Annotated in this window: 19 protein-coding genes and 1 riboswitch; of the genes, 12 read left to right on the forward strand and 7 right to left on the reverse strand. The window is 73.1% G+C overall.

Annotation, left to right across the window (positions count from 1 at the left end; genetic code table 11):
- Window positions 1–156 precede the first annotated feature (156 nt).
- The gene (locus ACFIF2_RS16910) at window positions 157–2,613 is read right to left on the reverse strand and encodes a DNA topoisomerase (ATP-hydrolyzing) subunit A (protein WP_395573466.1); all 2,457 of its coding nucleotides are present in this window, start codon (window positions 2,611–2,613) and stop codon (window positions 157–159) included.
- Between the two features lie 312 nt (window positions 2,614–2,925).
- Between ACFIF2_RS16910 and ACFIF2_RS16915 the strand changes: the two genes are divergently transcribed.
- The 4 genes from ACFIF2_RS16915 to ACFIF2_RS16930 all read left to right on the forward strand — a co-directional run bounded on the left by ACFIF2_RS16915 (window position 2,926) and on the right by ACFIF2_RS16930 (window position 7,712).
- Window positions 2,926–4,293, forward strand: a complete 1,368-nt coding sequence (locus ACFIF2_RS16915) for a M16 family metallopeptidase (RefSeq protein ID WP_395573467.1) — start codon at window positions 2,926–2,928, stop codon at window positions 4,291–4,293.
- Window positions 4,290–5,678, forward strand: a complete 1,389-nt coding sequence (locus ACFIF2_RS16920) for a M16 family metallopeptidase (RefSeq protein WP_395573468.1) — start codon at window positions 4,290–4,292, stop codon at window positions 5,676–5,678. The genes ACFIF2_RS16915 and ACFIF2_RS16920 overlap by 4 nt, the downstream gene beginning before the upstream one ends.
- Window positions 5,679–5,871: 193 nt before the next feature.
- Window positions 5,872–6,036: riboswitch (cyclic di-AMP (ydaO/yuaA leader) on the forward strand.
- 12 nt (window positions 6,037–6,048) lie between these two features.
- Window positions 6,049–6,813: a M23 family metallopeptidase gene (locus tag ACFIF2_RS16925; RefSeq protein WP_395573469.1), complete on the forward strand. Its 765-nt coding sequence runs from the start codon at window positions 6,049–6,051 to the stop codon at window positions 6,811–6,813.
- A gap of 203 nt (window positions 6,814–7,016) precedes the next feature.
- Window positions 7,017–7,712 (forward strand): GntR family transcriptional regulator, encoded by a 696-nt coding sequence (locus ACFIF2_RS16930; protein WP_395573470.1) that lies wholly within the window; start codon window positions 7,017–7,019, stop codon window positions 7,710–7,712.
- 154 nt (window positions 7,713–7,866) lie between these two features.
- Here the strand turns inward: ACFIF2_RS16930 and ACFIF2_RS16935 are convergent, their stop codons facing one another.
- Complete coding sequence (locus tag ACFIF2_RS16935; RefSeq protein WP_064730219.1) at window positions 7,867–8,148, reverse strand: HPr family phosphocarrier protein; 282 nt, start codon at window positions 8,146–8,148, stop codon at window positions 7,867–7,869.
- A 200-nt stretch (window positions 8,149–8,348) separates the two neighbouring features.
- On the opposite strand from ACFIF2_RS16935, the gene ACFIF2_RS16940 reads away from it, so the two are divergent.
- The 4 genes from ACFIF2_RS16940 (at window position 8,349) to ACFIF2_RS16955 (ending at window position 13,961) form a co-directional block, all read left to right on the forward strand.
- On the forward strand, window positions 8,349–11,408 hold the full coding sequence (locus ACFIF2_RS16940) for a GNAT family N-acetyltransferase (protein WP_395573471.1): 3,060 nt from the start codon (window positions 8,349–8,351) through the stop codon (window positions 11,406–11,408).
- 62 nt (window positions 11,409–11,470) lie between these two features.
- Entirely contained in the window at window positions 11,471–12,067 is a 597-nt protein-coding gene (locus ACFIF2_RS16945; protein ID WP_003973177.1) for a DUF5998 family protein, read from the forward strand.
- Window positions 12,067–13,260 carry an alkaline phosphatase family protein gene (locus ACFIF2_RS16950; RefSeq protein WP_395573472.1) on the forward strand — a complete coding sequence of 398 codons (1,194 nt, stop codon included), beginning with the start codon at window positions 12,067–12,069 and terminating at the stop codon, window positions 13,258–13,260. The genes ACFIF2_RS16945 and ACFIF2_RS16950 overlap by 1 nt, the downstream gene beginning before the upstream one ends.
- Before the next feature lie 56 nt (window positions 13,261–13,316).
- On the forward strand, window positions 13,317–13,961 hold the full coding sequence (locus ACFIF2_RS16955) for a thymidine kinase (protein WP_395573473.1): 645 nt from the start codon (window positions 13,317–13,319) through the stop codon (window positions 13,959–13,961).
- Between the two features lie 97 nt (window positions 13,962–14,058).
- Here ACFIF2_RS16955 and ACFIF2_RS16960 read toward each other — a convergent pair whose 3' ends face one another.
- Window positions 14,059–14,865, reverse strand: coding sequence for a VOC family protein (locus ACFIF2_RS16960; RefSeq protein WP_395573474.1), 807 nt, complete (start codon window positions 14,863–14,865; stop codon window positions 14,059–14,061).
- Window positions 14,866–15,123: 258 nt separating this feature from the next.
- Here ACFIF2_RS16960 and ACFIF2_RS16965 point away from each other — a divergent pair, with 258 nt between their 5' ends.
- Window positions 15,124–15,978, forward strand: coding sequence for a sulfurtransferase (locus ACFIF2_RS16965; protein ID WP_395573475.1), 855 nt, complete (start codon window positions 15,124–15,126; stop codon window positions 15,976–15,978).
- 381 nt (window positions 15,979–16,359) lie between these two features.
- Here the strand turns inward: ACFIF2_RS16965 and sepH are convergent, their stop codons facing one another.
- Window positions 16,360–17,418 carry a septation protein SepH gene (gene sepH / locus ACFIF2_RS16970; RefSeq protein WP_395573476.1) on the reverse strand — a complete coding sequence of 353 codons (1,059 nt, stop codon included), beginning with the start codon at window positions 17,416–17,418 and terminating at the stop codon, window positions 16,360–16,362.
- A 471-nt stretch (window positions 17,419–17,889) separates the two neighbouring features.
- Here sepH and ACFIF2_RS16975 point away from each other — a divergent pair, with 471 nt between their 5' ends.
- Complete coding sequence (locus tag ACFIF2_RS16975; protein ID WP_395573477.1) at window positions 17,890–18,840, forward strand: hypothetical protein; 951 nt, start codon at window positions 17,890–17,892, stop codon at window positions 18,838–18,840.
- On the opposite strand, the gene ACFIF2_RS16980 is transcribed toward ACFIF2_RS16975, so the two are convergent.
- Window positions 18,764–20,101, reverse strand: a complete 1,338-nt coding sequence (locus tag ACFIF2_RS16980; RefSeq protein ID WP_395573478.1) for a D-arabinono-1,4-lactone oxidase — start codon at window positions 20,099–20,101, stop codon at window positions 18,764–18,766. The two genes, ACFIF2_RS16975 and ACFIF2_RS16980, sit on opposite strands and share 77 nt — an antisense overlap.
- Window positions 20,043–21,299: an MFS transporter gene (locus tag ACFIF2_RS16985; RefSeq protein ID WP_395573479.1), complete on the reverse strand. Its 1,257-nt coding sequence runs from the start codon at window positions 21,297–21,299 to the stop codon at window positions 20,043–20,045. Before ACFIF2_RS16985 ends, ACFIF2_RS16980 begins: the two co-directional genes overlap by 59 nt.
- Window positions 21,300–21,461: 162 nt before the next feature.
- Here ACFIF2_RS16985 and ACFIF2_RS16990 point away from each other — a divergent pair, with 162 nt between their 5' ends.
- Together ACFIF2_RS16990 and ACFIF2_RS16995 are read left to right on the forward strand one after the other, a co-directional pair.
- Window positions 21,462–22,589: a ferrochelatase gene (locus ACFIF2_RS16990; RefSeq protein ID WP_395573480.1), complete on the forward strand. Its 1,128-nt coding sequence runs from the start codon at window positions 21,462–21,464 to the stop codon at window positions 22,587–22,589.
- Between the two features lie 8 nt (window positions 22,590–22,597).
- On the forward strand, window positions 22,598–23,416 hold the full coding sequence (locus ACFIF2_RS16995) for an inositol monophosphatase family protein (protein WP_395573481.1): 819 nt from the start codon (window positions 22,598–22,600) through the stop codon (window positions 23,414–23,416).
- A gap of 136 nt (window positions 23,417–23,552) precedes the next feature.
- Here ACFIF2_RS16995 and ACFIF2_RS17000 read toward each other — a convergent pair whose 3' ends face one another.
- Window positions 23,553–23,726: a hypothetical protein gene (locus tag ACFIF2_RS17000; protein WP_279564697.1), complete on the reverse strand. Its 174-nt coding sequence runs from the start codon at window positions 23,724–23,726 to the stop codon at window positions 23,553–23,555.
- Between the last annotated feature and the right edge of the window lie 298 nt (window positions 23,727–24,024).

A 24,024-nucleotide genomic window follows, 5' to 3' on the forward strand; every position in this document is an offset into this window, starting at 1 on the left:
TCGCGTCGTCGCCCGGAGGGCGGCCTCGCGGCGTCAGGTGCGTGCTCTCGGCGTGCCGGGCGTAGAGCCTCGTACTGGATGTACTCGGCTCTGCGCCCGGTGCGGCGAGAGTGCGTGCATGGCGTCGCGAGGCAGGCGGGAATTGTCAGACAGGCCCTAGGCCGGTCCCGCCACCACCGCCACCGTCTTCGGCAGCGACACGCCCGAGCCGTCGCGGCGCGGGTCGGTCTCCGGGAGCTGTGCGGGGGTGCCGTTCTTCTGGGCGGCGAGCGCCGGGGTGGCGCCCGCCCAGGCGAAGGCCAGGCAGTCCTCGCCCTTCAGGAACCGCTGGCAGCGCACACCGCCCGTGGCGCGGCCCTTGCGCGGATACTGGTCGAACGGCGTGAGCTTGGCCGTGGTCTGGACCGAGTCGTCCAGCGTGCCGCGCGAACCGGCGACCGTGAACACCACGGCGTCCGCGGCCGGGTCCACCGCCGTGAAGGAGATGACCTTCGCCCCTTCGGCGAGCTTGACGCCCGCCACACCGCCGGCCGGACGGCCCTGCGGGCGGACCTGCGAGGCCTGGTAGCGCAGCAGTTGCGCGTCGTCCGTGATGAAGACCAGGTCCTCGTCGCCGGTGCGCAGCTCGACGCCGCCGACGACGCGGTCGCCCTCCTTGAGGGTGATGACCTCCAACTCGTCCTTGTTGGACGGGTAATCGGGCACCACGCGCTTGACGACGCCCTGTTCCGTCCCGAGCGCCAGACCCGGCGACGACTCGTCGAGCGTGGTCAGGCAGACGACGTCCTCGTCGTCCTCGAAGGACACGAACTCCGCCAGCGGCGCCCCGCCCGAGAGGTTCGGCGTCGGCATGGACTCCGGGAGCTGGGGCAGGTCCACCACGTTGACCCGCAGCAGGCGCCCGGCGGACGTCACCACGCCCACCTCGCCGCGGGCCGTGGCCGGCACCGCCGAGACGATCAGGTCGTGCTTGACGCGCTTGGCGCCGGCCTCCGTGACCAGGGGCGCGTCGTTCGCCGTGCGGGCCAGCAGTCCCGTGGAGGACAGCAGCACCCGGCACGGGTCGTCGGCGACCTGGAGCGGCACGGTGGCCACCGGCGCGCCGGACGACTCCAGCAGGACCGTACGCCGGTCGGTGCCGAACTTCTTGGCCACCGCCGCCAGTTCGGTGGAGACCAGCTTGCGCAGCTCGGCGTCCGAGTCGAGGATCCGGGACAGCTCCTCGATCTCCGCGTTCAGCCGCTCCTTCTCCGCCTCCAGCTCGACACGGTCGTACTTGGTGAGCCGGCGCAGCGGCGTGTCCAGGATGTACTGGGTCTGGATCTCGCTCAGCGAGAAGCGCTCCATGAGGCGCTGCTTGGCCTGGGCGCTGTTCTCGCTGGAGCGGATGAGGCTGATGACCTCGTCGATGTCGATCAGCGCGGTGAGCAGGCCCTCGACCAGGTGCAGACGGTCGCGCTTCTTGCCGCGGCGGAACTCGCTGCGCCGCCGTACGACGTTGAAGCGGTGGTCGAGATAGACCTCCAGCAGCTCCTTGAGGCCCAGGGTGAGGGGCTGGCCGTCCACCAGGGCGACGTTGTTGATGCCGAAGGACTCCTCCATCGGCGTCAGCTTGTAGAGCTGCTCCAGGACCGCCTCGGGCACGAAGCCGTTCTTGATCTCGATGACCAGGCGCAGGCCGTGCTCGCGGTCGGTGAGGTCCTTGACGTCGGCGATGCCCTGGAGCTTCTTCGAGCCGACCAGGTCCTTGATCTTCGCGATGACCTTCTCGGGCCCGACCGCGAAGGGCAGCTCGGTGACGACCAGGCCCTTGCGGCGGGCCGTCACCGTCTCCACGGACACCGTCGCGCGGATCTTGAAGGTGCCGCGGCCCGTCTCGTAGGCGTCCCGGATGCCGGGCAGGCCGACGATCCGGCCGCCGGTGGGCAGGTCGGGGCCCGGGACGTGCTTCATCAGGGCTTCGAGGTCGGCGTTCGGGTACCGGATCAGGTGCCGGGCGGCCGCGATCACCTCGCGCAGGTTGTGCGGCGGCATGTTCGTCGCCATGCCGACCGCGATGCCGGACGCGCCGTTGACCAGCAGGTTCGGGAATGCGGCGGGCAGCGCCGCCGGCTCCTGCTCCTGGCCGTCGTAGTTGGGGGCGAAGTCGACCGTGTCCTCGTCGATCGACTCCGTCATGAGGCTGGACGCCTCGGCCATCCGGCACTCGGTGTACCGCATGGCGGCCGGCGGGTCGTCGTTGCCCAGCGAGCCGAAGTTGCCGTGGCCGTCCACCAGCGGCACGCGCATCGAGAACGGCTGGGCCATGCGCACCAGGGCGTCGTAGATCGACGCGTCACCGTGCGGGTGCAGCTTGCCCATCACCTCGCCGACGACGCGGGCGCACTTCACATAGCCGCGCTCGGGCCTGAGGCCCATCTCGTTCATCTGGTACACGATGCGGCGGTGCACCGGCTTGAGGCCGTCGCGGGCGTCGGGGAGCGCACGGGAGTAGATGACCGAGTACGCGTACTCGAGGAAGGAGCCCTGCATCTCGTCGACGACGTCGATGTCGAGGATCTTCTCCTCGTACGAGTCGTCGGGCGGCGGGGTCTTCGTGCTACGGCGGGCCATCGCTGCCGGCTCCTTGCTGAAGCGTGAACGGTGATCTGACGCGGTCCATTGTGGACCGCGGCACTGACAGCGACCGACCAGGACCCGTCACGGGCTGCCCGGCCCGGCGCTGCCCGCAGGGTACGCCCTCGCCGCGGACCTTCGTCCGCCGCGGGCCGCCGGTCCCGATCTCGCTCTCGGCGTACGGGGCCCGGGAACTCCACCGGGGTCCCGCACGCTTGCATACAGTGGCAGGATCGGCGGAATTCCGCAGTTCCGCCCAATGATCCACCCAGTGTTTCCGCCAAGGATTCCGCGATCGAAGGGACGTACATGCCCATGGGTCACACGGCCACCGCCCAGGCAGGCTCCGGCGGCCTGACAGCGACCGAGCACCGCCTGGCCAACGGCCTGCGCGTGGTGCTCTCCGAGGACCACCTGACCCCGGTCGCCGCGGTGTGCCTCTGGTACGACGTCGGTTCGCGCCACGAAGTCAAGGGGCGCACCGGCCTGGCTCACCTTTTCGAGCACCTCATGTTCCAGGGCTCCGCCCAGGTCAAGGGCAACGGTCACTTCGAGCTGGTGCAGGGGGCCGGCGGCTCGCTCAACGGCACCACCAGCTTCGAGCGCACCAACTACTTCGAGACCATGCCCGCCCACCAGCTCGAACTGGCCCTCTGGCTGGAGGCCGACCGCATGGGCTCCCTGCTGGCCGCCCTGGACGACGAGTCGATGGAGAACCAGCGGGACGTCGTCAAGAACGAACGCCGCCAGCGCTACGACAACGTGCCCTACGGCACCGCGTTCGAGAAGCTGACCGCGCTCGCCTACCCGGAGGGCCACCCCTACCACCACACGCCGATCGGCTCCATGGCCGACCTGGACGCGGCCACCCTGGAGGACGCGCGCGCGTTCTTCCGGACCTACTACGCGCCCAACAACGCGGTGCTCTCGGTCGTCGGCGACATCGACCCCGAGCAGACGCTCGCCTGGATCGAGAAGTACTTCGGCTCCATCGCCTCGCACGACGGCAAGCAGCCGCCCCGCGACGGCTCGCTGCCCGACGTCATGGGCGGGCAGCTGCGCGAGGTCGTCGAGGAGGAGGTCCCGGCCCGCGCCCTGATGGCGGCCTACCGCCTGCCGGAGGACGGCACGCGCGCGTGCGACGCGGCCGACCTGGCCCTCACCGTCCTGGGCGGCGGCGAGTCCTCCCGCCTGTACAACCGGCTGGTGCGCCGCGACCGCACGGCCGTCGCCGCCGGGTTCGGCCTGCTGCGACTGGCCGGGGCGCCCTCCCTGGGGTGGCTGGACGTGAAGACGTCCGGCGACGTCGAGGTGCCGGTCATCGAGACCGCCATCGACGAGGAGCTCGCCCGGTTCGCCGAGGAGGGTCCCACGGCCGAGGAGATGGAGCGCGCCCAGGCCCAGTTGGAGCGCGAGTGGCTGGACCGGCTGGGCACGGTCGCGGGCCGCGCCGACGAACTGTGCCGGTACGCCGTCCTGTTCGGCGACCCGCAGCTCGCCCTCACCGCCGTGCAGCGGGTGCTGGAGGTGACCGCCGAGGAGGTCCAGGAGGTCGCCAAGGCCCGCCTGCGCCCCGACAACCGCGCGGTGCTCGTCTACGAGCCCACCGCCTCCGCGGACGAGAACACCGCCCACGACTCCGACGCCACCGACGAGAACGAGGAGGCGGCCAAGTGACCGAGCTCGCCACCATGGAATTCCACCCGCGGCCGCAGGCGGGAGAGCCCAAGCCGTGGGCGTTCCCGGCCCCCGAGCGCGGCAGCCTCGACAACGGTCTCACCGTGCTGCGCTGCCACCGCCCCGGCCAGCAGGTCGTCGCCGTGGAGGTGCTCCTCGACGCGCCCCTGGACGCCGAGCCGGCCGGTCTGGACGGCGTCGCGACGATCATGGCGCGCGCCTTCTCCGAGGGCACCGACAAGCACTCCGCCGAGGACTTCGCCGCCGAACTGGAGCGCTGCGGCGCCACCCTCGACGCGCACGCCGACCACCCCGGCGTCCGGCTGAGCCTGGAGGTGCCCGTCTCCCGGCTCGCCAAGGCGCTCGGCCTGGTCGCCGACGCCCTCAGGGCGCCCGCCTTCGCGGACAGCGAGATCGAGCGCCTGGTCCGCAACCGGCTCGACGAGATCCCGCACGAGCTGGCCAACCCGTCCCGCCGCGCCGCCAAGGAACTCTCCAAGGAGCTGTTCCCGGCCGGGTCGCGCATGTCGCGCCCCCGCCAGGGCACCGAGGAGACGGTCGAGAACATCGACTCGGCGGCCGTACGCGCCTTCTACGAGAAGCACGTCCGCCCCGCCACGGCCACCGCCGTGGTCGTCGGCGACCTCACCGACGTCGACCTCGACGCGCTGCTCGGCGAGACGCTGGGCACGTGGACCGGCTCCGCCGCCGAGCCGCGCCCCGTGCCCCCGGTGACCGCCGACGACCGGGGCCGGGTCGTCATCGTGGACCGCCCCGGAGCCGTACAGACGCAGTTGCTGATCGGCCGCACCGGCTCCGACCGGCACGACCGCGTGTGGCCGGCGCAGGTGCTCGGCACCTACTGCCTGGGCGGCACCCTCACCTCGCGCCTGGACCGCGTCCTGCGCGAGGAGAAGGGCTACACCTACGGCGTACGGGCGTTCGGGCAGGTGCTGCGGTCCGCGCCCGACGGCACGGGCGCCGCCATGCTCGCCATCAGCGGCTCCGTCGACACCCCCAACACGGGCCCCGCGCTCCAGGACCTGTGGACCGTGCTGCGGACGCTCGCTCAGGGCGGCCTCACCGACGCCGAACGGGACGTCGCGGTGCAGAACCTGGTGGGCGTGGCGCCGCTGAAGTACGAGACGGCGGCGGCCGTGGCGAGCACGCTGGCCGACCAGGTCGAGCAGCACCTGCCCGACGACTACCAGGCCACGCTCTACCGCCAACTCGCCGCCACGGGCACCGTGGAGGCCACGGCGGCGGTCGTGAACGCCTTCCCGGTGGACCGCCTCGTGACCGTCCTCGTCGGTGACGCGGCGCAGATCAAGGAGCCCGTCGAGGCCCTCGGCATCGGTGAAGTCACCGTGGTGGCGGCCGAGTAGCGGCACACACGCGCGCGGTGGCCCTGGTGACCCAAGTGTCACCAGGGCCGCCTTTTGTCCGAATTGAGGGAGAGGCTGCCTGTCTGCCCTGTGGCATGCGCTACAAAAGGCCAGTTGCGTTTGAGGATTGAAGACAGCCGCGTTTAGCGTCTTCCGGGCTGTTCGTCAGGCAGTGCGCCGCACCCGCGGCACCGGACAGTCATCGCCGAGTCCCCGTACGGCGCGAGCCAGGGGAGCCGGGGACCCATCGCAGTCCCTGGGGTGAATCGGGCGCCCGCGCGTGCAGCGAGGGGGTCCGTAGGAGACCTTCCACCTCCGAACCCGTCAGCTAACCCGGTAGGCGAGAGGGAAGGAAAGGACCAGCCTCTACATGGCGTTCACGCGCGCCACCGGGAAGCACCGCCGCCCCGGCCGCATGCACCGCACCACCGCCCGCGCGGCGGGCGTCGCGGCCCTCGCCACCACCGGCGTCGTCGGCACCCTCGCCGCTCCGGCGCTCGCCGCCGAGCCCGCGCCGGAGCAGAGCGGACTCACCCCGGTCATCACCATCGGCGACTCCATAGCCGACGAGATCGACGCCCAGGCCACCGCGCAGAAGCAGGCCGCCCTGGACGCCGCCGCCCGTCAGGCGGCCCAGGAGGCCGCGCGCGAGCGGGCCGCCGAGGCCGCCGAACAGGCGCGCGAGGCCAAGGAGCGCGCCGCGCGCGAGGCGGAGCGCAAGCGCCTCAACACCTTCGTGCCGCCGATCACCGCTTCCTACGTCTCCACCGCCTACCAGGCTGGCAGCTCCCTGTGGTCCTCCGGCAGCCACACCGGCATCGACTTCCACGCCGCCAGCGGCACCACCGTGCACGCGGTCGGCGCCGGCACCGTCGTCGAGGCCGGCTGGGGCGGGGCGTACGGCAACCAGGTCGTGATCAAGATGCACGACGGCACGTACACGCAGTACGGCCACCTGTCGTCCATCGGCGTCTCGGTGGGCCAGTCGGTCGAGCCGGGCCGGCAGATCGGCCTCTCCGGCGCCACCGGCAACGTCACCGGGCCGCACCTGCACTTCGAGGCCCGGACGAGCCAGGAGTACGGCTCGGACATGGACCCCGTCGCCTACCTCCGCTCCCACGGCGTGAACCTCTGACGGCGGACGGTACGGCAGCACCCGAGGACCCCGGCTCACCGAGCCGGGGTTTTCCCTTTCCGGCGCACGGTCCGGGCCCGTCCCTTGTCCAAAAAATATCCATGAAATCCGTCCCGCCGTCGGAATGTCCGCCGCATTGGCCTAGAGTCACTGAACACGCGTCAATCGTCGACGTTTCACGGGGATTAAGGCGGAGGTCGGGCATGCGTATTCCGGCGCACTCGGTGTGCACGGCGATCCGGGACGACATCGTCTCCGGCGTCCACGCGCGCGGCAGCCGCCTCACCGAGGAACTCCTCGCCCGCCGCTACGGCGTCTCCCGCGTCCCCGTCCGTGAGGCCCTGCGCACCCTGGAGGCCGAGGGCTTCGTGGTGACCCGGCGGCACGCGGGCGCGTGCGTCGCGGAACCGACCGGGCAGGAGGCCGCCGACCTGCTGGAGACCCGGGCGCTCCTGGAACCCCTCGGCGCCTCCCGGGCCGCCCGGCGCCGCACCGAGGCGCACCTCAAGGTGCTGCGCGGGCTGGTGCGGCTGGGACAGGAGCGTGCCAGGCAGGGCAACAGCGAGGACCTGCGCTCACTCGGCGGGTGGTTCCACGAGACCCTCGCCCAGGCCACCGGCAGCCCTTCCCTGACGGCCCTGCTGACCCAGCTGCGCCACAAGATCGCCTGGATGTACGTCGTGGAGGCGTCGGCCGACCCGGTGGAGTGCTGGGCGGAGCACGGCGCGGTCGTCGACGCGGTGGCCCGGGGTGACGGCGAGCGCGCGCGGGCGCTCATGGCGCAGCACACCGAGCGGTCGACGCCGGCGCACCGGCTGCGCTTCGCCTCCGGCGGTGAACGGACGGAGCGTGTGAGGAACTCGCAACGTCCCGTAAACACACCGAGCCTGCGGCATTAACACGGGCACCGTATACAAAGGGAAGGGAATTCCGGGGGCTGTTTTGTGCTGCCCTTTTCCCCTTGGAGCCCGAGAGCTGCCGGGAAAGCGGAAAGGGAAAGGCCCGCCCGGGCGCGGAAAGCGTCGGGGCGGGCCTTTTCGATGCCGCCGTCGGTCAGACGGTCTCGGGGAGTTCCTCGAGGCCCTCGGCGACCAGCTTCGCCAGCCGGTCCAGGGCGACGTCCGCGCCCTCGGCGTCGGAGGCGAGGACGATCTCCTCGCCGCCCTGGGCGCCGAGGCCGAGGACGGCCAGCATGGAGGCCGCGTTGACGGGGGAGCCGTCGGCCTTGGCGATCGTCACCGGGACGCCTGTGGCCGTGGCGGCTCGGACGAAGATGGAGGCGGGGCGGGCGTGGAGGCCCTCGGCCCAGCCGACGTTGACGCGGCGCTCAGCCATGTGATGCTGCCCTTCAGGTGTTCCGGGTTTCAGGTTGTCTAGACCAGTCTTGTCTAGACCAGTTTCCCACATCGTGAAGCGTGCCGGGACGACGCCGTGCGCCTCCCGCGCGGGTCGCCGGACCGCGGCCTCGGTCCGGGCTCCCGCCCTCCACAGACTGCCTCGCGCCGTTGTCGTACGCGAGCCGTACTCTGGGGCCCATGCAGACCTCGTCGGACCGGCACGAGTACCCCGCCCACTGGGAGGCCGACGTGGTGCTGCGCGACGGCGGCACCGCGCGCGTCCGCCCCATCACCGTTGATGACGCCGAGCGCCTGGTCAGCTTCTACGAGCAGGTCTCCGACGAGTCGAAGTACTACCGCTTCTTCGCGCCGTACCCTCGCCTGTCCGCCAAGGACGTCCACCGCTTCACGCACCACGACTTTGTGGACCGGGTGGGACTCGCGGCCACCATCGGCGGCGAGTTCATCGCCACCGTACGCTACGACCGGATCGGCGCCGGTGGAACGCCCGCCTCCGCCCCCGCCGACGAGGCAGAGGTCGCCTTCCTCGTCCAGGACGCCCACCAGGGGCGCGGCGTCGCCTCCGCGCTGCTGGAGCACATCGCCGCCGTCGCCCGGGAGCGCGGCATCCGCCGCTTCGCCGCCGAGGTGCTGCCCGCCAACACCAAGATGATCAAGGTGTTCATGGACGCCGGGTACACGCAGAAGCGCAGCTTCGAGGACGGCGTGGTCCGCCTGGAGTTCGGACTCGAACCCACCGACCGCTCGCTCGCCGTGCAGTACGCGCGCGAGCACCGCGCGGAGGCGCGCTCCGTCCAGCGGCTGCTGCAGCCCGGCTCGGTGGCGGTCGTCGGCACCGGCCGCGCGCCCGGCGGCGTCGGCCGCAGCATCCTCGGCAACATCCGGGACGCCGGCTACCCGGGCCGGCTGTACGCCGTGAACAGGGCGTTCACCGAGGACCAGAAGGAACTCGACGGGATCCCCGCGCGCCGGTCGGTGCGCGACATCGACGGGCCCGTCGACCTCGCCGTCGTCACCGTGCCCGCCGAGCACGTCCCCGACGTGGTCACCGAGTGCGGTGAGCACGGGGTGCAGGGCCTCGTGGTGATCTCCGCCGGATACGCCGACAGCGGCCCCGACGGGCGCGAACGCCAGCGCGCCCTGGTACGGCAGGCGCGCACGTACGGCATGCGGATCATCGGACCCAACGCCTTCGGGATCATCAACACCTCTCCCCGGGTGCGGCTCAACGCCTCCCTCGCCCCCGAGATGCCGCGCTCCGGCCGGATCGGCCTGTTCGCCCAGTCCGGCGCCATCGGCATCGCCCTGCTGTCCCGGCTGCACCGGCGCGGCGGCGGCGTCACCGGCGTCACCGGCGTGTCGAGCTTCGTCTCCTCCGGCAACCGGGCCGACGTCTCCGGCAACGACGTCCTGCAGTACTGGTACGACGACCCGGAGACCGACGTCGCGCTGATGTACCTGGAGTCCATCGGCAACCCGCGCAAGTTCACCCGCCTGGCGCGGCGGACGGCGGCCGTCAAGCCGCTGGTCGTGGTCCAGGGAGCCCGGCACGGCGGGGTGGCACCGCAGGGGCACGCCGTACGGGCGACGCGGCTGCCGCACGCGACGGTCTCCGCGCTGCTGCGGCAGGCCGGCGTCATCCGGGTCGACACGATCACCGACCTGGTCGACGCGGGGCTGCTGCTCGCGCGGCAGCCGCTGCCCGCCGGACCGCGGGTGGCGATCCTGGGGAACTCCGAGTCCCTGGGCCTGTTGACGTACGACGCCTGCCTCTCCGAGGGGCTGCGGCCGCACCCTCCCCTCGACCTGACGACGGCGGCCTCGGCGGACGACTTCCACGCGGCCCTCTCCCGTGCCCTGGCCGACGACACCTGCGACGCGGTCGTCGTGACCGCCATCCCGACGGTGGGGGAGGGCCCGGCCGGGGACGCCGCGCTGGCGGAGGCGCTGCGCTCGGCGGCCGCCGCGGTGCCCGCCAAGCCCGTCCTGGTGGTCCACGTGGAGCTGGGCGGCCTGGCCGAAGCCCTGTCCGCGGCGGCGAGCACGGCCCCGCAGGCCGCGACGGGCGCCCCCGACGAGCCCCGGTCCGCTGCGAGCGCCCCCGACGAGCCCCCGTCCGGTGCGGGCGGCGCAGGGGAGGCCGGGTCTGCCGCCAACAGCTCCGAGGAGCATCGGTCTGCCGCGAGCAGCTCCGAACAGCCCCGGTCTGCCGCGACCGGCCCCGAGGGGCCCCGGTCCGCGACGGGCGGCCCCGACGGAGTCCGGGCCGCCACGAGTGGCCCCGGGGAGACTCGGTCCGCCGCGAGCGACCCGGGGGAGCCCCGGTCCGCCGCCCCGGACCGGCGGTCGTCCTCCGTCCAGGCCCCCGAGGGGGCCCACCTCATCCCCGCCTACCCCGCCGCCGAGCGCGCCGTCCGGGCCCTCGCCCAGGCCGTCGCCTACGCCCAGTGGCGGCGCGACGCCACCGACCCCGGCAAGGTCCCGGAGTACGAGGACATCGACGAGAAGGGCGCCGCCGAGCTGATCGCCGCGCACCTCGCGCGCGGACAGGGCCTCACCCTCGGCGGCGAGGCGACCTGCGAGCTGCTCGGCAGGTACGGCATCCAGGTGCACCGCGCGCTGCCCGCCCCCACCCCCGACGACGCCGCGGCCGCCGCGCGGACCCTCGGCTACCCCGTCGCCCTCAAGGCCACCGCCCCGCACCTGCGCCACCGCGCCGACCTGGGCGGCGTACGCCTGGACCTGGCGGACGAGGAGCAACTGCGACGGGCCTACGCCGAATTGACCGAGCTGTTCGGGACGCCCGCCGAGCTGCGGCCGGTGGTGCAGGGCATGGCACCGCGCGGCGTCGACACGGTCGTACGCGCGGTCATCGACCCGGCGGCCGGCGCCGTGCTCTCGTTCGGGCTGGCCGGGGCGGCCACCCAGCTGCTCGGCGACATGGCCCACCGGCTGATTCCGGTCACCGACCGCGAGGCCACCACGCTCGTCCGCTCGATCCGCACGGCGCCCCTCCTCTTCGGCTGGCGCGGCTCGGCCCCGGTCGACACCCCCGCCCTCCAGGAGCTGCTGCTGCGGGTCTCCCGGTTGGTCGACGACCACCCGGAGGTCGTCGCGGTCACCCTGGAACCGGTGGTCGTCGCTCCGCGCGGACTGAGCGTCCTCGGCGCCTCCGTCCGCCTCGCACCCCCTCCCGCGCGGGACGATCTCGGCCCCCGCACCCTGCCCGCCTACTGACCGCGCACCGCCCGGGACGGGTCTCGCACGAGCGTCCCGCGCAGTCACCGGGCCCCCGTAGGATGGACGGCATGGCCAAGACCAGTACGACGACCCAGGGGCTGCGAGCGGCGATCGAGCGCAGCGGCTACTACCCGGCCCTCGTGGCCGAGGCGGTGGAGGCCGCCGTGGGCGGCGAGCCCGTCCGGTCGTACCTGGTCCATCAGGAGACGACGTTCGACCAGAACGAGGTGCGCCGGCACGTGACCGTGCTCGTGCTCACCGGCAACCGCTTCATCGTCAGCCACACCGACGAGCAGGCCGCCGACGACACCTCCCCGACGCCGTACGCCACGACGTCCACCGAGTCCGTCAAGCTCGGCCGGATCTCGTCCATCGTCGTCAGCCGCGTGGTCGCCAACCCGGAGCAGTACAAGCCGGGCACGCTGCCCCGCGAGATCGTGCTCACCATCGGCTGGGGCGCCGTCTCCCGCCTCGACCTGGAGCCCGCCGCCTGCGGCGATCCGAACTGCGAGGCCGACCACGGCTACACCGGCAGCTCGACCGCCGACGACCTCAGCCTCCGCGTCAGCGAGGCCGGGGACGGCCCGGAGACGGTGCGCCAGGCGCTCACCTTCGCCCAGGCCCTCTCCGAGGCGACCGCGGACTCCGCCCGCTGATGGTGCAGCCCGCCCCCTGGGACACCGATCCCGAGCCGCTCCCCGTCGACTCCGCCCCCGTACCCGAGTACGGCAGCGGCTCCCTCGCCGACCTGCTGCCCACCCTGGCCGCGGGCCTCGGCGTCCCCGGCATGACCGCGGGCATCACGGAGCTGACCCCGGCCGACCGGAACTGCGTCTTCCTGATCGACGGCCTCGGCTGGGAGCAGTTGCGCGCCCACCCCGAGGACGCCCCCTTCATGACCTCGCTCCTGGGCAGCTCACGCGGCGGCACCGGCCGCCCGATCACCGCCGGCTACCCGGCGACCACCGCGACCTCCCTCGCATCCGTCGGCACCGGCCTGCCGCCGGGCTCCCACGGGCTGCCCGGGTACACGGTGCGCGATCCGGGCACCGGCGCGCTGATGAACCAGCTCCGCTGGCAGCCGTGGACGGCGCCGGGCGCCTGGCAGCCGTACCCCACCGTCTTCGAACTCGCCCACCGGGCGGGGGTGCACGCCGCCCAGGTCTCCTCGCCGACCTTCGCGAACACCCCGCTGACCAAGGTCGCGCTGAGCGGTGGCACGTTCCACGGCCGGCTGTCCGGCGAGGACCGGATGGACCTCGCCGCCGAGCAGCTGGCCGGCGCCGACCGCGCCCTCGTCTACACCTACTACGCCGAGGTCGACGGCGCCGGCCACCGCTACGGCGTGGACTCGGACACCTGGCGCGGCCAGCTGATGCACGTGGACCGGCTGGTCCAGCGCCTCGCCGAGCAGCTCCCGCCGCGCAGCGCCCTGTACGTCACCGCCGACCACGGCATGGTCGACGTGCCCTTCGACGAGGACCACCGCATCGACTTCGACGAGGACTGGGAGCTGAAGGCGGGCGTCGCGCTCCTCGGCGGCGAGGGCCGCGCCCGGCACGTCTACGCCGTCCCCGGCGCCCGCAGCGACGTACTCACCTGCTGGCGCGAGGTGCTCGGCGAGCAGTTCTGGGTGGCGTCCCGGGACGAGGCGATCGCGGCGGGCTGGTTCGGCCCCCGCATCGACGACCGGGTGTACGACCGCATCGGCGACGTGGTCGCCGCCGCGCGGGACGACGTCCTGCTCATCGCCTCGGAGCGGGAGCCGAAGGAGTCGGCGATGGTCGGCAACCACGGGTCGATGACCCCTGCCGAGCAGCTCGTCCCCCTCCTCGAAGTACGCTCCTGACACCCCCGAACCCCTCCGCGAAACTCAGCCTCGCCGCCGAAAGGTACCCACCCGCCATGCCCGAGCTGGTCTTCTTCTCCGGAACGATGGACTGCGGGAAGTCGACCCTGGCTCTCCAGATCGAGCACAACCGCTCGGCGCGCGGCCTGGCCGGCATGATCTTCACCCGCGACGACCGCGCGGGCGAGGGCAAGCTCTCCTCACGCCTCGGCCTCGTCACCGACGCCGTGGAGGTCGAGGACGGGCAGGATTTGTACGCCTACGTCGTCGCCCACCTCTCGCAGGGTGGGCGCGTGGACTACGTGATCGCGGACGAGGCGCAGTTCCTGTCGCCGGAGCAGATCGACCAGCTCGCGCGCGTCGTCGACGACCTCGACCTCGACGTGTACGCCTTCGGCATCACCACCGATTTCCGCTCCAAGCTCTTCCCCGGTTCGCAGCGGCTGGTCGAACTCGCCGACCGCGTGGAGGTGCTCCAGGTCGAGGCCCTGTGCTGGTGCGGCGCCCGCGCCACGCACAATGCCCGGACGATAGGCGGGGTCATGGTCGTCGAGGGCGCCCAGGTGGTCGTCGGCGACGTCAACCGGTCGGCGGGCGAGGTCGGTTATGAGGTGCTGTGCCGGCGCCACCACCGGCGCCGGATGACCAGCGTCTCCGCGCAGGCCTCCGTACTCTCCCCGGACGTCCTGCCGGTCACCTGACCGCAGGCCCGGCGAACGATGTCCGCAGGCCCGGCGGACGATGTCCGCAGGCTCGCCGAACGACAATCGCGGCCCTGCCCGATGGCGCCCGGCCGCCTCAACTCGTCCCGCTCTGCAGCAGCGAGAAGCGCGCCCCCTCCGGGTCCGCCACCGTCGCCACCCGGCCGCGGGGCGTGCCGTGGGGCTGTTCGAGGACATGGCCGCCCAGTTCGGTGACGCGCTCCAGGGCCTCGTCCGCGTCGGCCACGTCGAAGTACGTGACCCAGTGCGGCCCCCGGTCGCGAGGCAGGGCGCTGCCGACGCCGTGGACGCCGGCGACCGGGCGGCCGTCGAGGCGCAGGGTCACGTGGTCGAGGTCGGCGGAGACCTCCGGCACCAGCTCGAAGCCGAACACGGTCTCGTAGAACTTGGCGACGCTCGCCGTCTCGTAGGTCATCAGCTCGTTCCAGACGGGGGTGCCGGGCACGCCCGTGACGGCCGTGCCGAGGTGGGCCGCCGCCTGCCAGACGCCGAAGACGGCGCCGGTCGGATCGGAGCCGATGGCCAGGCGGCCGGCGTCGCCCGCGTCCAGCGGGCCCACGCCGACCGTGCCACCGCACAGGCGTACCGTTTCGGCCGTCCGGTTGACGTCGTCCGAGGCGAAGTAGGGGGTCCAGGCGAGGGGCAGGTGGCGGTCCGCGGGCAGCCGGCCGATCCCCGCCACCTCGTGCCCGTCGAGCAGGGCCCGCGCATAGGGGCCGAGTTGCTGTGGGCCGGGCTCGAACTCCCAGCCGAACAGGGAGCCGTAGAAGTCCTGGGTCGCGGCCGGCCCGTGCACCATCAGACTCACCCAGCAGGGTGTGCCGGGCGTGTGCCGGGCGTTCGTCTCGCCGTTCCGGCCGGCCGACCCCCGTGCGTCGGTCATCGTCACTCTCTTCTCGGCCCTGCGCGGGCCGTGCGTCCGCTTCCGCTCTGACGGATTCCGCTCTGACGCGTTCCGCTCTGACGGACCTCCGCGCCGATGCCGGCACCGGAGCCGGTGCCGCGTTCTCCGGGCGCACCGTGGGGCAGCCCGGGCGGTACAGCATGTGCCCGATCCGGTACGCCTCGTGATCGGTACTGTCCGGCGGGCAGAGTAGCCCGACATCGACCCGGCGGCCACTCGGTAGGCCAGGATGGGGCCATGAACGCCATCATCTCCGCATCCGAACTCGCCGACGATCTGGCGGGTGCGCGTCCGCCGGTCCTGCTCGACGTCCGCTGGCAGCTGAGCGCTGCCAGGGCGGGGGGCGCCGCGCCCTTCGACGGCCGGGCGGAGTACGCGGCCGGGCACCTGCCCGGTGCCGTCTTCGTCGACCTGGACAGGGAACTCGCCTCCGCGCCCGGCGAGGGCGGCCGCCATCCGCTACCCGACTTGGGGGAGTTCGGCGCGGCGATGCGCCGGGCGGGTGTGTCGCCGGACCGGCCGGTCGTCGTGTACGACGGCGGACAGGGCTGGGCGGCGGCCCGCGCCTGGTGGCTGCTGCGCTGGACGGGTCACCCGAACGTGCGGGTCCTCGACGGCGGGTTGCCGGCCTGGGAGGGGCCGCTGTCGACGGACGTCCCGCGCCCCGCCGAGGGCGACTTCGTACCGGAGCCGGCCCGGACCGGTCTGCTGGACGCCGACGGCGCGGCGGCGCTGGCCCGCTCCGGGCTGTTGCTCGACGCCCGCGCGGGGGAGCGGTACCGGGGCGAGGTCGAGCCGATCGATCCGGTCGGCGGCCACATCCCGGGCGCCGTGTCCGCCCCGACGACGGACAACGTGGCGGCGGACGGCCGCTTCCGGCCCGCCGGGGAACTCAGGGCGCGCTTCCAGGCCCTCGGCGCCACGGAGGACGCCGGCGAGGTCGGCGTGTACTGCGGCTCGGGCGTGTCGGCCGCCCACGAGGTGCTGGCCCTGGCGGTGGCGGGCATCCCGGCCGCGCTGTACGTGGGTTCGTGGTCGGACTGGTCCTCGGACCCGTCCCGCCCGGTCGCGGTGGGCCCGGACCCGCGGTAGGCGGCAAGGCGGTCGACCTGGATCGGCGGTCGGCTCGGCGGGGTGGCCGTCCTGGAACGGCGGCCGGCCCGCCGGGGTGGCCGTCCCGGGCCGGCGGCCGGCTCGGTGGGGTGGCCGTCCCGGGCCCGGCGGCCGACCCGGCGGGGTGGTTGTCCTGGATCGCGGCCATGACCGGCGGGGTGGTTGTCCTGGTACGGCGCCCAACCCGGCGCGGAGGGTCGTCCGTGATCGGCGCCCGGCCCGGATACGTGTCTGTCCCGTATCGGGGCCGCGTCCCGTCCACTGCCGGACCGGTCTCCGCCGGCCCCATGAACGAGTCCGGGGGTGCGCCCACCCGACTGGGTGGGCTCACTCCCGGAACTATCCGTGACGGACGGTTGCCTACTCCTGCTTCTTCCGGCGCGTGCCGAAGACGATCTCGTCCCAGCTCGGCACCGCCGCCCGGCGTCCCGGGCGGACGCCGTCGGCCTCGGCCTGGCGGTCGGTGGAGCCGGTGAGGCGGTCGCGGTGACTGCCCACGGAGCGCGGCATGAGCACGTCGGCGTAGGCGGAACCGGCCGACGCCGCCGGCGCGGGCGGCTCCTCCACCTCGGGTTCCTCGGCGGGCTCCTCCACCGTTTCCGGGGCGCGCTCGGGCACCACCAGGTCGCCCCGGAAGCTCGGCACGGCCTCCAGCAGGCTGGTGAGCGAGTCCCGCTCGCGCTCGGCGGAGGCGGTGGCGGCGGTCTCCTCGGCCGGTTCGGCGGGCGGCGGAGGCAGGCTCGGCCGCTCGCGCTGCTCCCGGTCGAGGGTGCGGTCCAGCGGCCGGTCGCGCGGCAGCCGGGCGATGCGCGGGACGAACGGGAAGCTGGGCTCGGCCGCGGCGAGGTCCTCGGACTCGCCGATCAGCGCGCGCGCCTCCGCGTCCACGGCCTGGACGAGCCGCCGGGGCGGGTCGTACGTCCAGCTCGCCGAGTGCGGTTCGCCCGCGACCAGGTAGACCAGCAGTACTTCCCACGTGCCGTCGTCGCGGCGCCAGGAGTCCCACTGGACGGTGTCCTTGTCGGCGCCGCGCAGCAGCAGCCGCTCCTGGACGGCCTCGCCGAGGGGCGGACCGGAGTTCTCGCCGGGCCGGCGGACGGGCGTCTTGCGGGCCCGCTCCGCCATGAAGGCGCGCTCGGCCAGCACGGGCCCCTCGAAGCGCCGTACGCGGTCGACGGGGATGCCGGCCATCTGGGCGACCTCTTCCGCGGTCGCGCCGGCACGTATACGCGCCTGGATGTCGCGGGGGCGGAGATGACTCTCCACCTCGATCTCGATCTGGCCGAGGCGGGGACGGTCGCCGCGTACGGCGGCCCGGAGCCGCTCATCGATCGGAAGCGTGTACTCCGTGCTGTCCGCAGCCTTCAGCACCAGCCGTGTGCCGTCATTCGAGACGGCCACGACACGCAGTTCGGGCATGGGGACCTCCCGGGTGGTGCCTGCCGACGTCACGTGCGTCGCTGCTTCCGCTCTGTCGAGTGTGGCCTGCCCGGGTGCAGCCTGCCACAACCTTGCCGAGTTGCCCGGCGTGTCGGGCACGGGCCCTGGATCGCCGTTATGGCACGGTTACCTGTTCGCCACGCTAAGTGACCAACTCCGTCACCCTGTGCAACTAGCCCCCTCCCGGCGGTCCTTCAAGGTCCTGAACCCCCTGTCGGGAGACCGGACCCAGGGCTCGCAACAGTACTCCATTCGGGCCACGTGCGTGGATGGGCGCGCCGTCCAACTTCTGGCAAGAGGTGACGCTTGGCCACCCTGGGTGCGATTTCCGCGATCTTGACGTGGCGTACTTCACGCAATCACCAGAAACGGAACTAATGGTTTCGTCCGCACGTCCCTTTCTCGTGCAGTTGATCGATCGCGTACGGGAAAGGCAGGTTAGGTCCGGGGATGCGTGAAAAGCCCGATGACGCGGATGGCGCCGAGGTGCGGACGGAGGCGGGAGCCAGGCGGATCGACCTGAGCGTGCCCCAGGTGGCGGGCAGCGCCCTGGCGGCGGTGGTGGCCGCCAAACTCGCCTCTTCTTTCGGCGTGTACGGCACCATCCTCGGCGCCGGCCTCATCAGTGTCGTCGCCACCTGCGGGGGTTCGGTCCTCCAGCACTTCTTCAGCCGGACCGGCGAGCAGCTCCGGGTGAAGCGCACCGTCGAGTCCGCGCGGACCGGCGGGCGGACGGAGACGGCTCCGCTCCCGGCCGGCGGCCCGCACGGTCCGGCTCCGGCTCGGGCCCAGACTTCGGCTTCGGCTTCGGCCCGGACTTCGGCTTCGGCTTCGGCTTCGGGGGAGTTCACCGAGGGCACCGTCTACCGCGCGCGGACCACGGGCTGGAAGCGCCCGGTGGTCGCGGCGGCCCTCGTGTTCGGCGTCACCATGGCCGGGATCACCGCGTACGAGCTGGCCTCGGGCGAGAGTCTGAGCGGCGGCCGGAGCACCACCGTCGGCAGCGCCGTCTCCGGTCACGACAAGTCCGCGTCGGACTCCGGGGACCGGGGCGACTCCGACGGCACCCAGGACGGAAAGGACTCCCAGGACACCCGGGAGTCCGGCGGGCCCGTGGACCCGGGGGAGTCCGGCGCCGGCGAGGACGCCCCGGCCGCCACCCCGTCGGGGACCCCGAGCGGCGCCGGTGACGGAACGCCCTCGGACGGCGGTACCTCCACGGACGAGGACGGCGGTACGGCGTCCAGCCCGACGCCCGCCCCGGACGCCACCGGTGACGCGGGCGGCGGCGACGACGCCACGAGCCCGGCCCCCGACGCCTCGGCTACGGCCCCAGAACCCGGCGCAAGTAGTCGTTCCGGAACAGACGGTCAGGGTCAAGACGGTCCCGCAGCGCCGTGAACTCGCCGAAGCGCGGATACACCCGGGAGAAGTACTCGGCGTCCCGGGTGTGGATCTTGCCCCAGTGCGGCCGCCCCTCGTGCGCAGTGAAGATGCGCTCGGCGGCGGTGAAGTACCCCTGGTAGGGCGTGCCCCGGAACATGTGGACGGCGATGTAGGCGCTGTCGCGGCCGGACGCCGTGGACAGGGTGATGTCGTCGGCCGGGGCGGTGCGCACCTCGACCGGGAAGCTGATCCGCAGCCGTGACCGGTCGATCAGCGCCCGCAGTTCGCGCAGGGTCTCGACCACGGCCTCGCGCGGGACGGCGTACTCCATCTCCACGAAGCGCACGCGGCGCGGGGAGGTGAAGACCTTGTACGGCGTGTCCGTGTACGTCCGCGCGGAGAGCGCCCTGCTGGAGACCCGCGCGATGGCGGGGACGGCGGCGGGCACCGCGCGGCCGACCAGGTTGGCCGCCTGGAAGACGCCGTTGGACAGGAACTCGTCCTCGAACCAGCCCTGGAGCCGTCCCACCGGCTGCTCCGGTCCGGCGCTGCGGTTGTTGCGCTTGGTGTTGGTGCTGCCGGTGTGCGGGAACCAGTAGAACTCGAAGTGCTCGTTCTCCGCCCACAGCTCGTCGAAGTCGGCCAGGACCCGGTCGAACGGCATCGGCTCCTCGCGCGCCGTGAGCAGGAAGAGGGGCTCCACGGCGAAGGTGAGGGCGGTGACGACGCCCAGCGCCCCCAGGCCGATCCGGGCCGCGGCGAACACGTCCGGGTTCTCCCGCTCGGAACAGGTCAGCACCGAACCGTCCGCCGTGACCAGTTCCATGCCCCGGATCTGCGCGGCGATGGAGCCCGAGTCGCGGCCGGTGCCGTGGGTGCCGGTGCTGGTGGCCCCGGAGACGGTCTGCTCCATGATGTCGCCCATGTTCGTCAGCGACAGGCCCTCCCGCGCGAGGGCCAGGTTGAGCCTCTTGAGCGGGGTGCCGGCCTCCACCGTGACCGTCATGGCGTCGCGGTCGATGTGGCGGATGCCGGTCAGCAGGTGAGGGCGGATCAGCACCCCGTCCGTCGCGGCTATGGACGTGAAGGAGTGCCCCGCCCCCACCGCCTTGACGCGCAGTCCGTCCTCGGCCGCCCCGCGGACGGCCTCGGCCAGTTCGTCGACGGAGGCGGGAGCGACCTCCCGCGCGGGGCGCGCGGAGACGTTGCCGCCCCAGTTACGCCATGTGCCGTTCTTCCCGCTCGTCTTCCCGCTCGTCGTGCGTGTGCTGCTCAACGGTCCCTCCCCGACGCGGATCCGGCCGCTTGAGCCGGCGGTACCCGAGGAAACCGACCACGACCGCGACGGCCCCGGCGACCGCCGGAACCCCGTACCCGGCACGCGCCCCGGAGGCGTCGATCACCCAGCCGCCCGCGGAGGAGCCGAGCGCGACCCCGACCGCGAGGCCGGTGCTCACCCAGGTCATGCCCTCGGTGAGCTGCGTGCGTGGTACGTGCTGGTCGATGAGGGACATCGTCGTGATCATCGTGGGAGCGATGGACAGACCCGCAACGAACAGCGCCACGGCCAGAGAGAGCAGGTTTCCGACCAGTAGGAGGGGGATCATACTCACGGCCATCGCACAGACGCCCAGCAGCCAGCGCCGCTCGGGCGGACCGGCGAAGCGCAGCAGCCCGAAGACCATGGCCGCGGTGCAGGACCCCGCCGCGTACAGGGCGAGGACGAGGCTGGCGGCGGCCTTGTGCCCCTCCTCCTCGGCGAAGGCCACGGTGACCACGTCCACGGCCCCGAAGATCGTGCCCGTCGCCGCGAACGTGACGACCAGGACCTGCAGGCCCCGGGAGCGCAGCGCCGAGCCGCCGCCCTTCTGCTCGCGCGGGTGCGGCTCGGGCTCGGTGGCGCGCTGCGAGGTCAGCCAGAAGACGCCCGCCGCCAGGAAGCAGGCGGCCAGCAGCGGCCCGGCCTCCGGGAACCACGCCGTGGACAGGCCGATGGAGATGATCGGCCCGAAGATGAAGCAGATCTCGTCCACCACGGACTCGAAGGAGTACGCGGTGTGCAGCTGCGGGGTGCCCCGGTACAGGGCCGCCCAGCGGGCGCGGACCATCGCGCCGAGGCTCGGCACGCAGCCGATGCCGACGCAGGCCACGAACAGCACCCAGTCCGGCCACCCGTAGTGCGCGGCCGGCAGCAGCACGGCCGCCGCGGTCAGCGACACCAGGGTCGCCGGGCGCAGCACCCGCCGCTGGCCGTACCGGTCGACCAGGCGGGAGACCTGCGGACCGGCCAGGGCGGCGGCGAGCGCGATGGTGGCCGACAGGGCGCCGGCCAGCCCGTACCGGCCGGTGAGCTGCGAGATCATCGTCACGACGCCGATGCCCATCATCGACAGCGGCATCCGGCCGAGGAAGCCGGCGGCGGAGAAGCTCTTGGTGCCGGGGGCGGCGAACAGGGCGCGGTAGGGGCTGGGCAACGAGGTCTCCGGGAACGGCTCAGTGGAGTGCTCGGTAAGGTCCGAACGCAGTCGATACAGATTACTCGTGTATGCGTGCGAAAACACCCCGTCGGAGCCGGTGAAACGCACCGTGGGCCCCACCGTTGGTCGGCTGTCAGTGGCGGGTGGCAGGATCGACACATGCCAGACGTGCTCGATGCCAGCCCCTACGACGCCCTGCTCCTGCTCTCGTTCGGCGGCCCGGAGGGCCCGGACGACGTGGTCCCGTTCCTGGAGAACGTGACACGCGGGCGCGGCATCCCCAAGGAACGCCTCAAGGAAGTCGGACAGCACTACTTCCTCTTCGGCGGGGTCAGCCCCATCAACGACCAGAACCGCGCCCTGCTCGACGCCCTGCGCGAGGACTTCGGCGAGCACGGCCTGGACCTGCCGGTCTACTGGGGCAACCGCAACTGGGCGCCGTACCTGACGGACACCCTGCGGGAGATGGTCCGCGACGGACGCCGCCGCGTCCTCGTCCTCGCCACCAGCGCCTACGCCTCGTACTCGGGCTGCCGCCAGTACCGCGAGAATCTCGCCGACGCGCTCGCCGCCCTTCAGGCCGAGGGGCTCGAGCCGCCGAGGATCGACAAGCTCCGGCACTACTTCAACCACCCGGGCTTCGTCGAGCCCATGGTCGACGGGGTCGTCCGGTCCCTCGCCGAGCTGCCCGAGGAGGTCCGGGACGGCGCGCACATCGCCTTCTCGACCCACTCGATCCCCACCTCCGCCGCCGACACCTCCGGCCCGGTCGAGGACCACGGGGACGGCGGGGCGTACGTCCGCCAGCACCTGGACGTGGCGAAGCTGATCGCCGACGCCGTCCGCGAGCGCACCGGCGTCGACCACCCCTGGCAGCTCGTCTACCAGTCGCGGTCCGGCGCCCCGCACATCCCGTGGCTTGAGCCCGACATCTGCGACCACCTGGAGGAGCGTCGCGCGGCCGGTGCCCCCGCCGTCGTGATGGCCCCCATCGGCTTCGTCTCCGACCACATGGAGGTCCTGTACGACCTCGACACGGAGGCCACCGCCAAGGCGGAGGAGCTGGGTCTGCCGGTGCGCCGTTCGGCCACCGTCGGCGCCGACCCGCGGTTCGCCGCCGCGGTCCGCGACCTCGTCCTGGAGCGGGCCGCCGACGAGCGCGGCCAGGAGGTGGCTCCCTGCGCCCTCGGCGCGCTCGGCGCGAGCCACAACCTGTGCCCGGTCGGCTGCTGCCCCGCCCGTGCCCCCCGGCCCGCCGCCGCGGGCGCCGACAGCCCCTACGCGTGAGGAGCCCCGTGACCGACGTGACGCCCGACCCGCTCCACGCCGAGCTGCTGAAGATCGCCCAGGAGGCCGCCCACCGCGCGGGCGAGCTGCTGCGGGACGGCCGCCCGGCCGACCTGGCGGTCGCCGCCACCAAGTCCAGCCCGATCGACGTGGTCACCGAGATGGACATCGCGGCGGAGAAGCTGATCACCGGCCTGATCGCCGACCGCCGGCCGGACGACGGCTTCCTCGGCGAGGAGGGTGCCGCCACCGAGGGCTCCAGCGGGATCCGCTGGGTCATCGACCCGCTCGACGGCACGGTCAACTACCTGTACGGGCTGCCCACCTGGGCGGTCTCCGTCGCCGCCGAGCAGGACGGCGAGCGGGTGGCCGGCGTGGTCGTCGCTCCGATGCGGGGCGAGTCGTACCACGCGGTGCTCGGCGGCGGAGCCTGGGCGACGGGCGCCTGGGACGGCGAACGCCGGCTCGCCTGCCGCGCCCCGGCCCCGCTGGACCAGGCCCTGGTGTCGACCGGCTTCAACTACGTCGCGGACGTCCGCGCCGAGCAGGCCGAGATCGCGCGGCGGCTGATCCCGCTGGTGCGCGACATCCGGCGCGGGGGGTCGGCCGCGATCGACCTGTGCGACGTGGCCGCGGGACGCCTCGACGGCTACTTCGAGCGGGGTCTGCACCCCTGGGACCTCGCGGCGGGGGACCTGATCGCCCGGGAGGCGGGCGCGGTGACCGGTGGCCGCCCCGGGGAGCGCCCCTCCGGCGACCTGACGATCGCCGCCACCCCAGGAGTCTTCGAGCCCCTCCAGCGGCTCCTGACGGACTTCGGCGCGTAACCCCGGCGTTCGCCGGCCGATGCCGGTCAGCCCCCGGGGACTCACACCCCGGGGCCCGACCGCTCGCCGGACGGCGGCGCGCACGGCGAGGCCCCGGCGCTGGATCCCGCCGGGGCCCGGTCGTGCACGGGTTGGTTCAGACGCTGGTCGCGCCGACCTCCACACCGTGTTCGGCGGCCAGACGGCGCAGATCGTCGAGCTCTCCCAGTTCCACCTCGACGAGGAACTCGTCCCCCTCGTCACGGGCGCGGGACAGGTCGGACTCGGTCGTCTTTATGCGCTGCAGAAGTCCTGCGGTGAAAGCGTCCATGCTGCGCCCCCTCGTCCTGGGTCGTGGGTCGGTGGCACGGGGGTGTGCCGGTGGTGAAGGGACGATCACGGCTCCGGTGGAGTGCCCGGCGCTGCCCTGCCGGGCGGCGGCGGTGCCGGACACCCACGCCCGCTCTGCGGAAGCGGACCGCGGCGTACCGCGTGGTAGCGCGGTACAGGCAGAGCGTGATCGCGGGGTGTAAGGCCGTCCTCCCCTCGCTCCCTCACGCGGAAACCTCAACCACGCGAGAAAATCCCGCATTCCCGTTTCCGCGCCGGTCTTCCTCCGGGCCCCGCAC

Origin of the sequence: Streptomyces sp. BK79, assembly GCF_044142145.1 — a bacterium.
Taxonomy (GTDB): domain Bacteria; phylum Actinomycetota; class Actinomycetes; order Streptomycetales; family Streptomycetaceae; genus Streptomyces.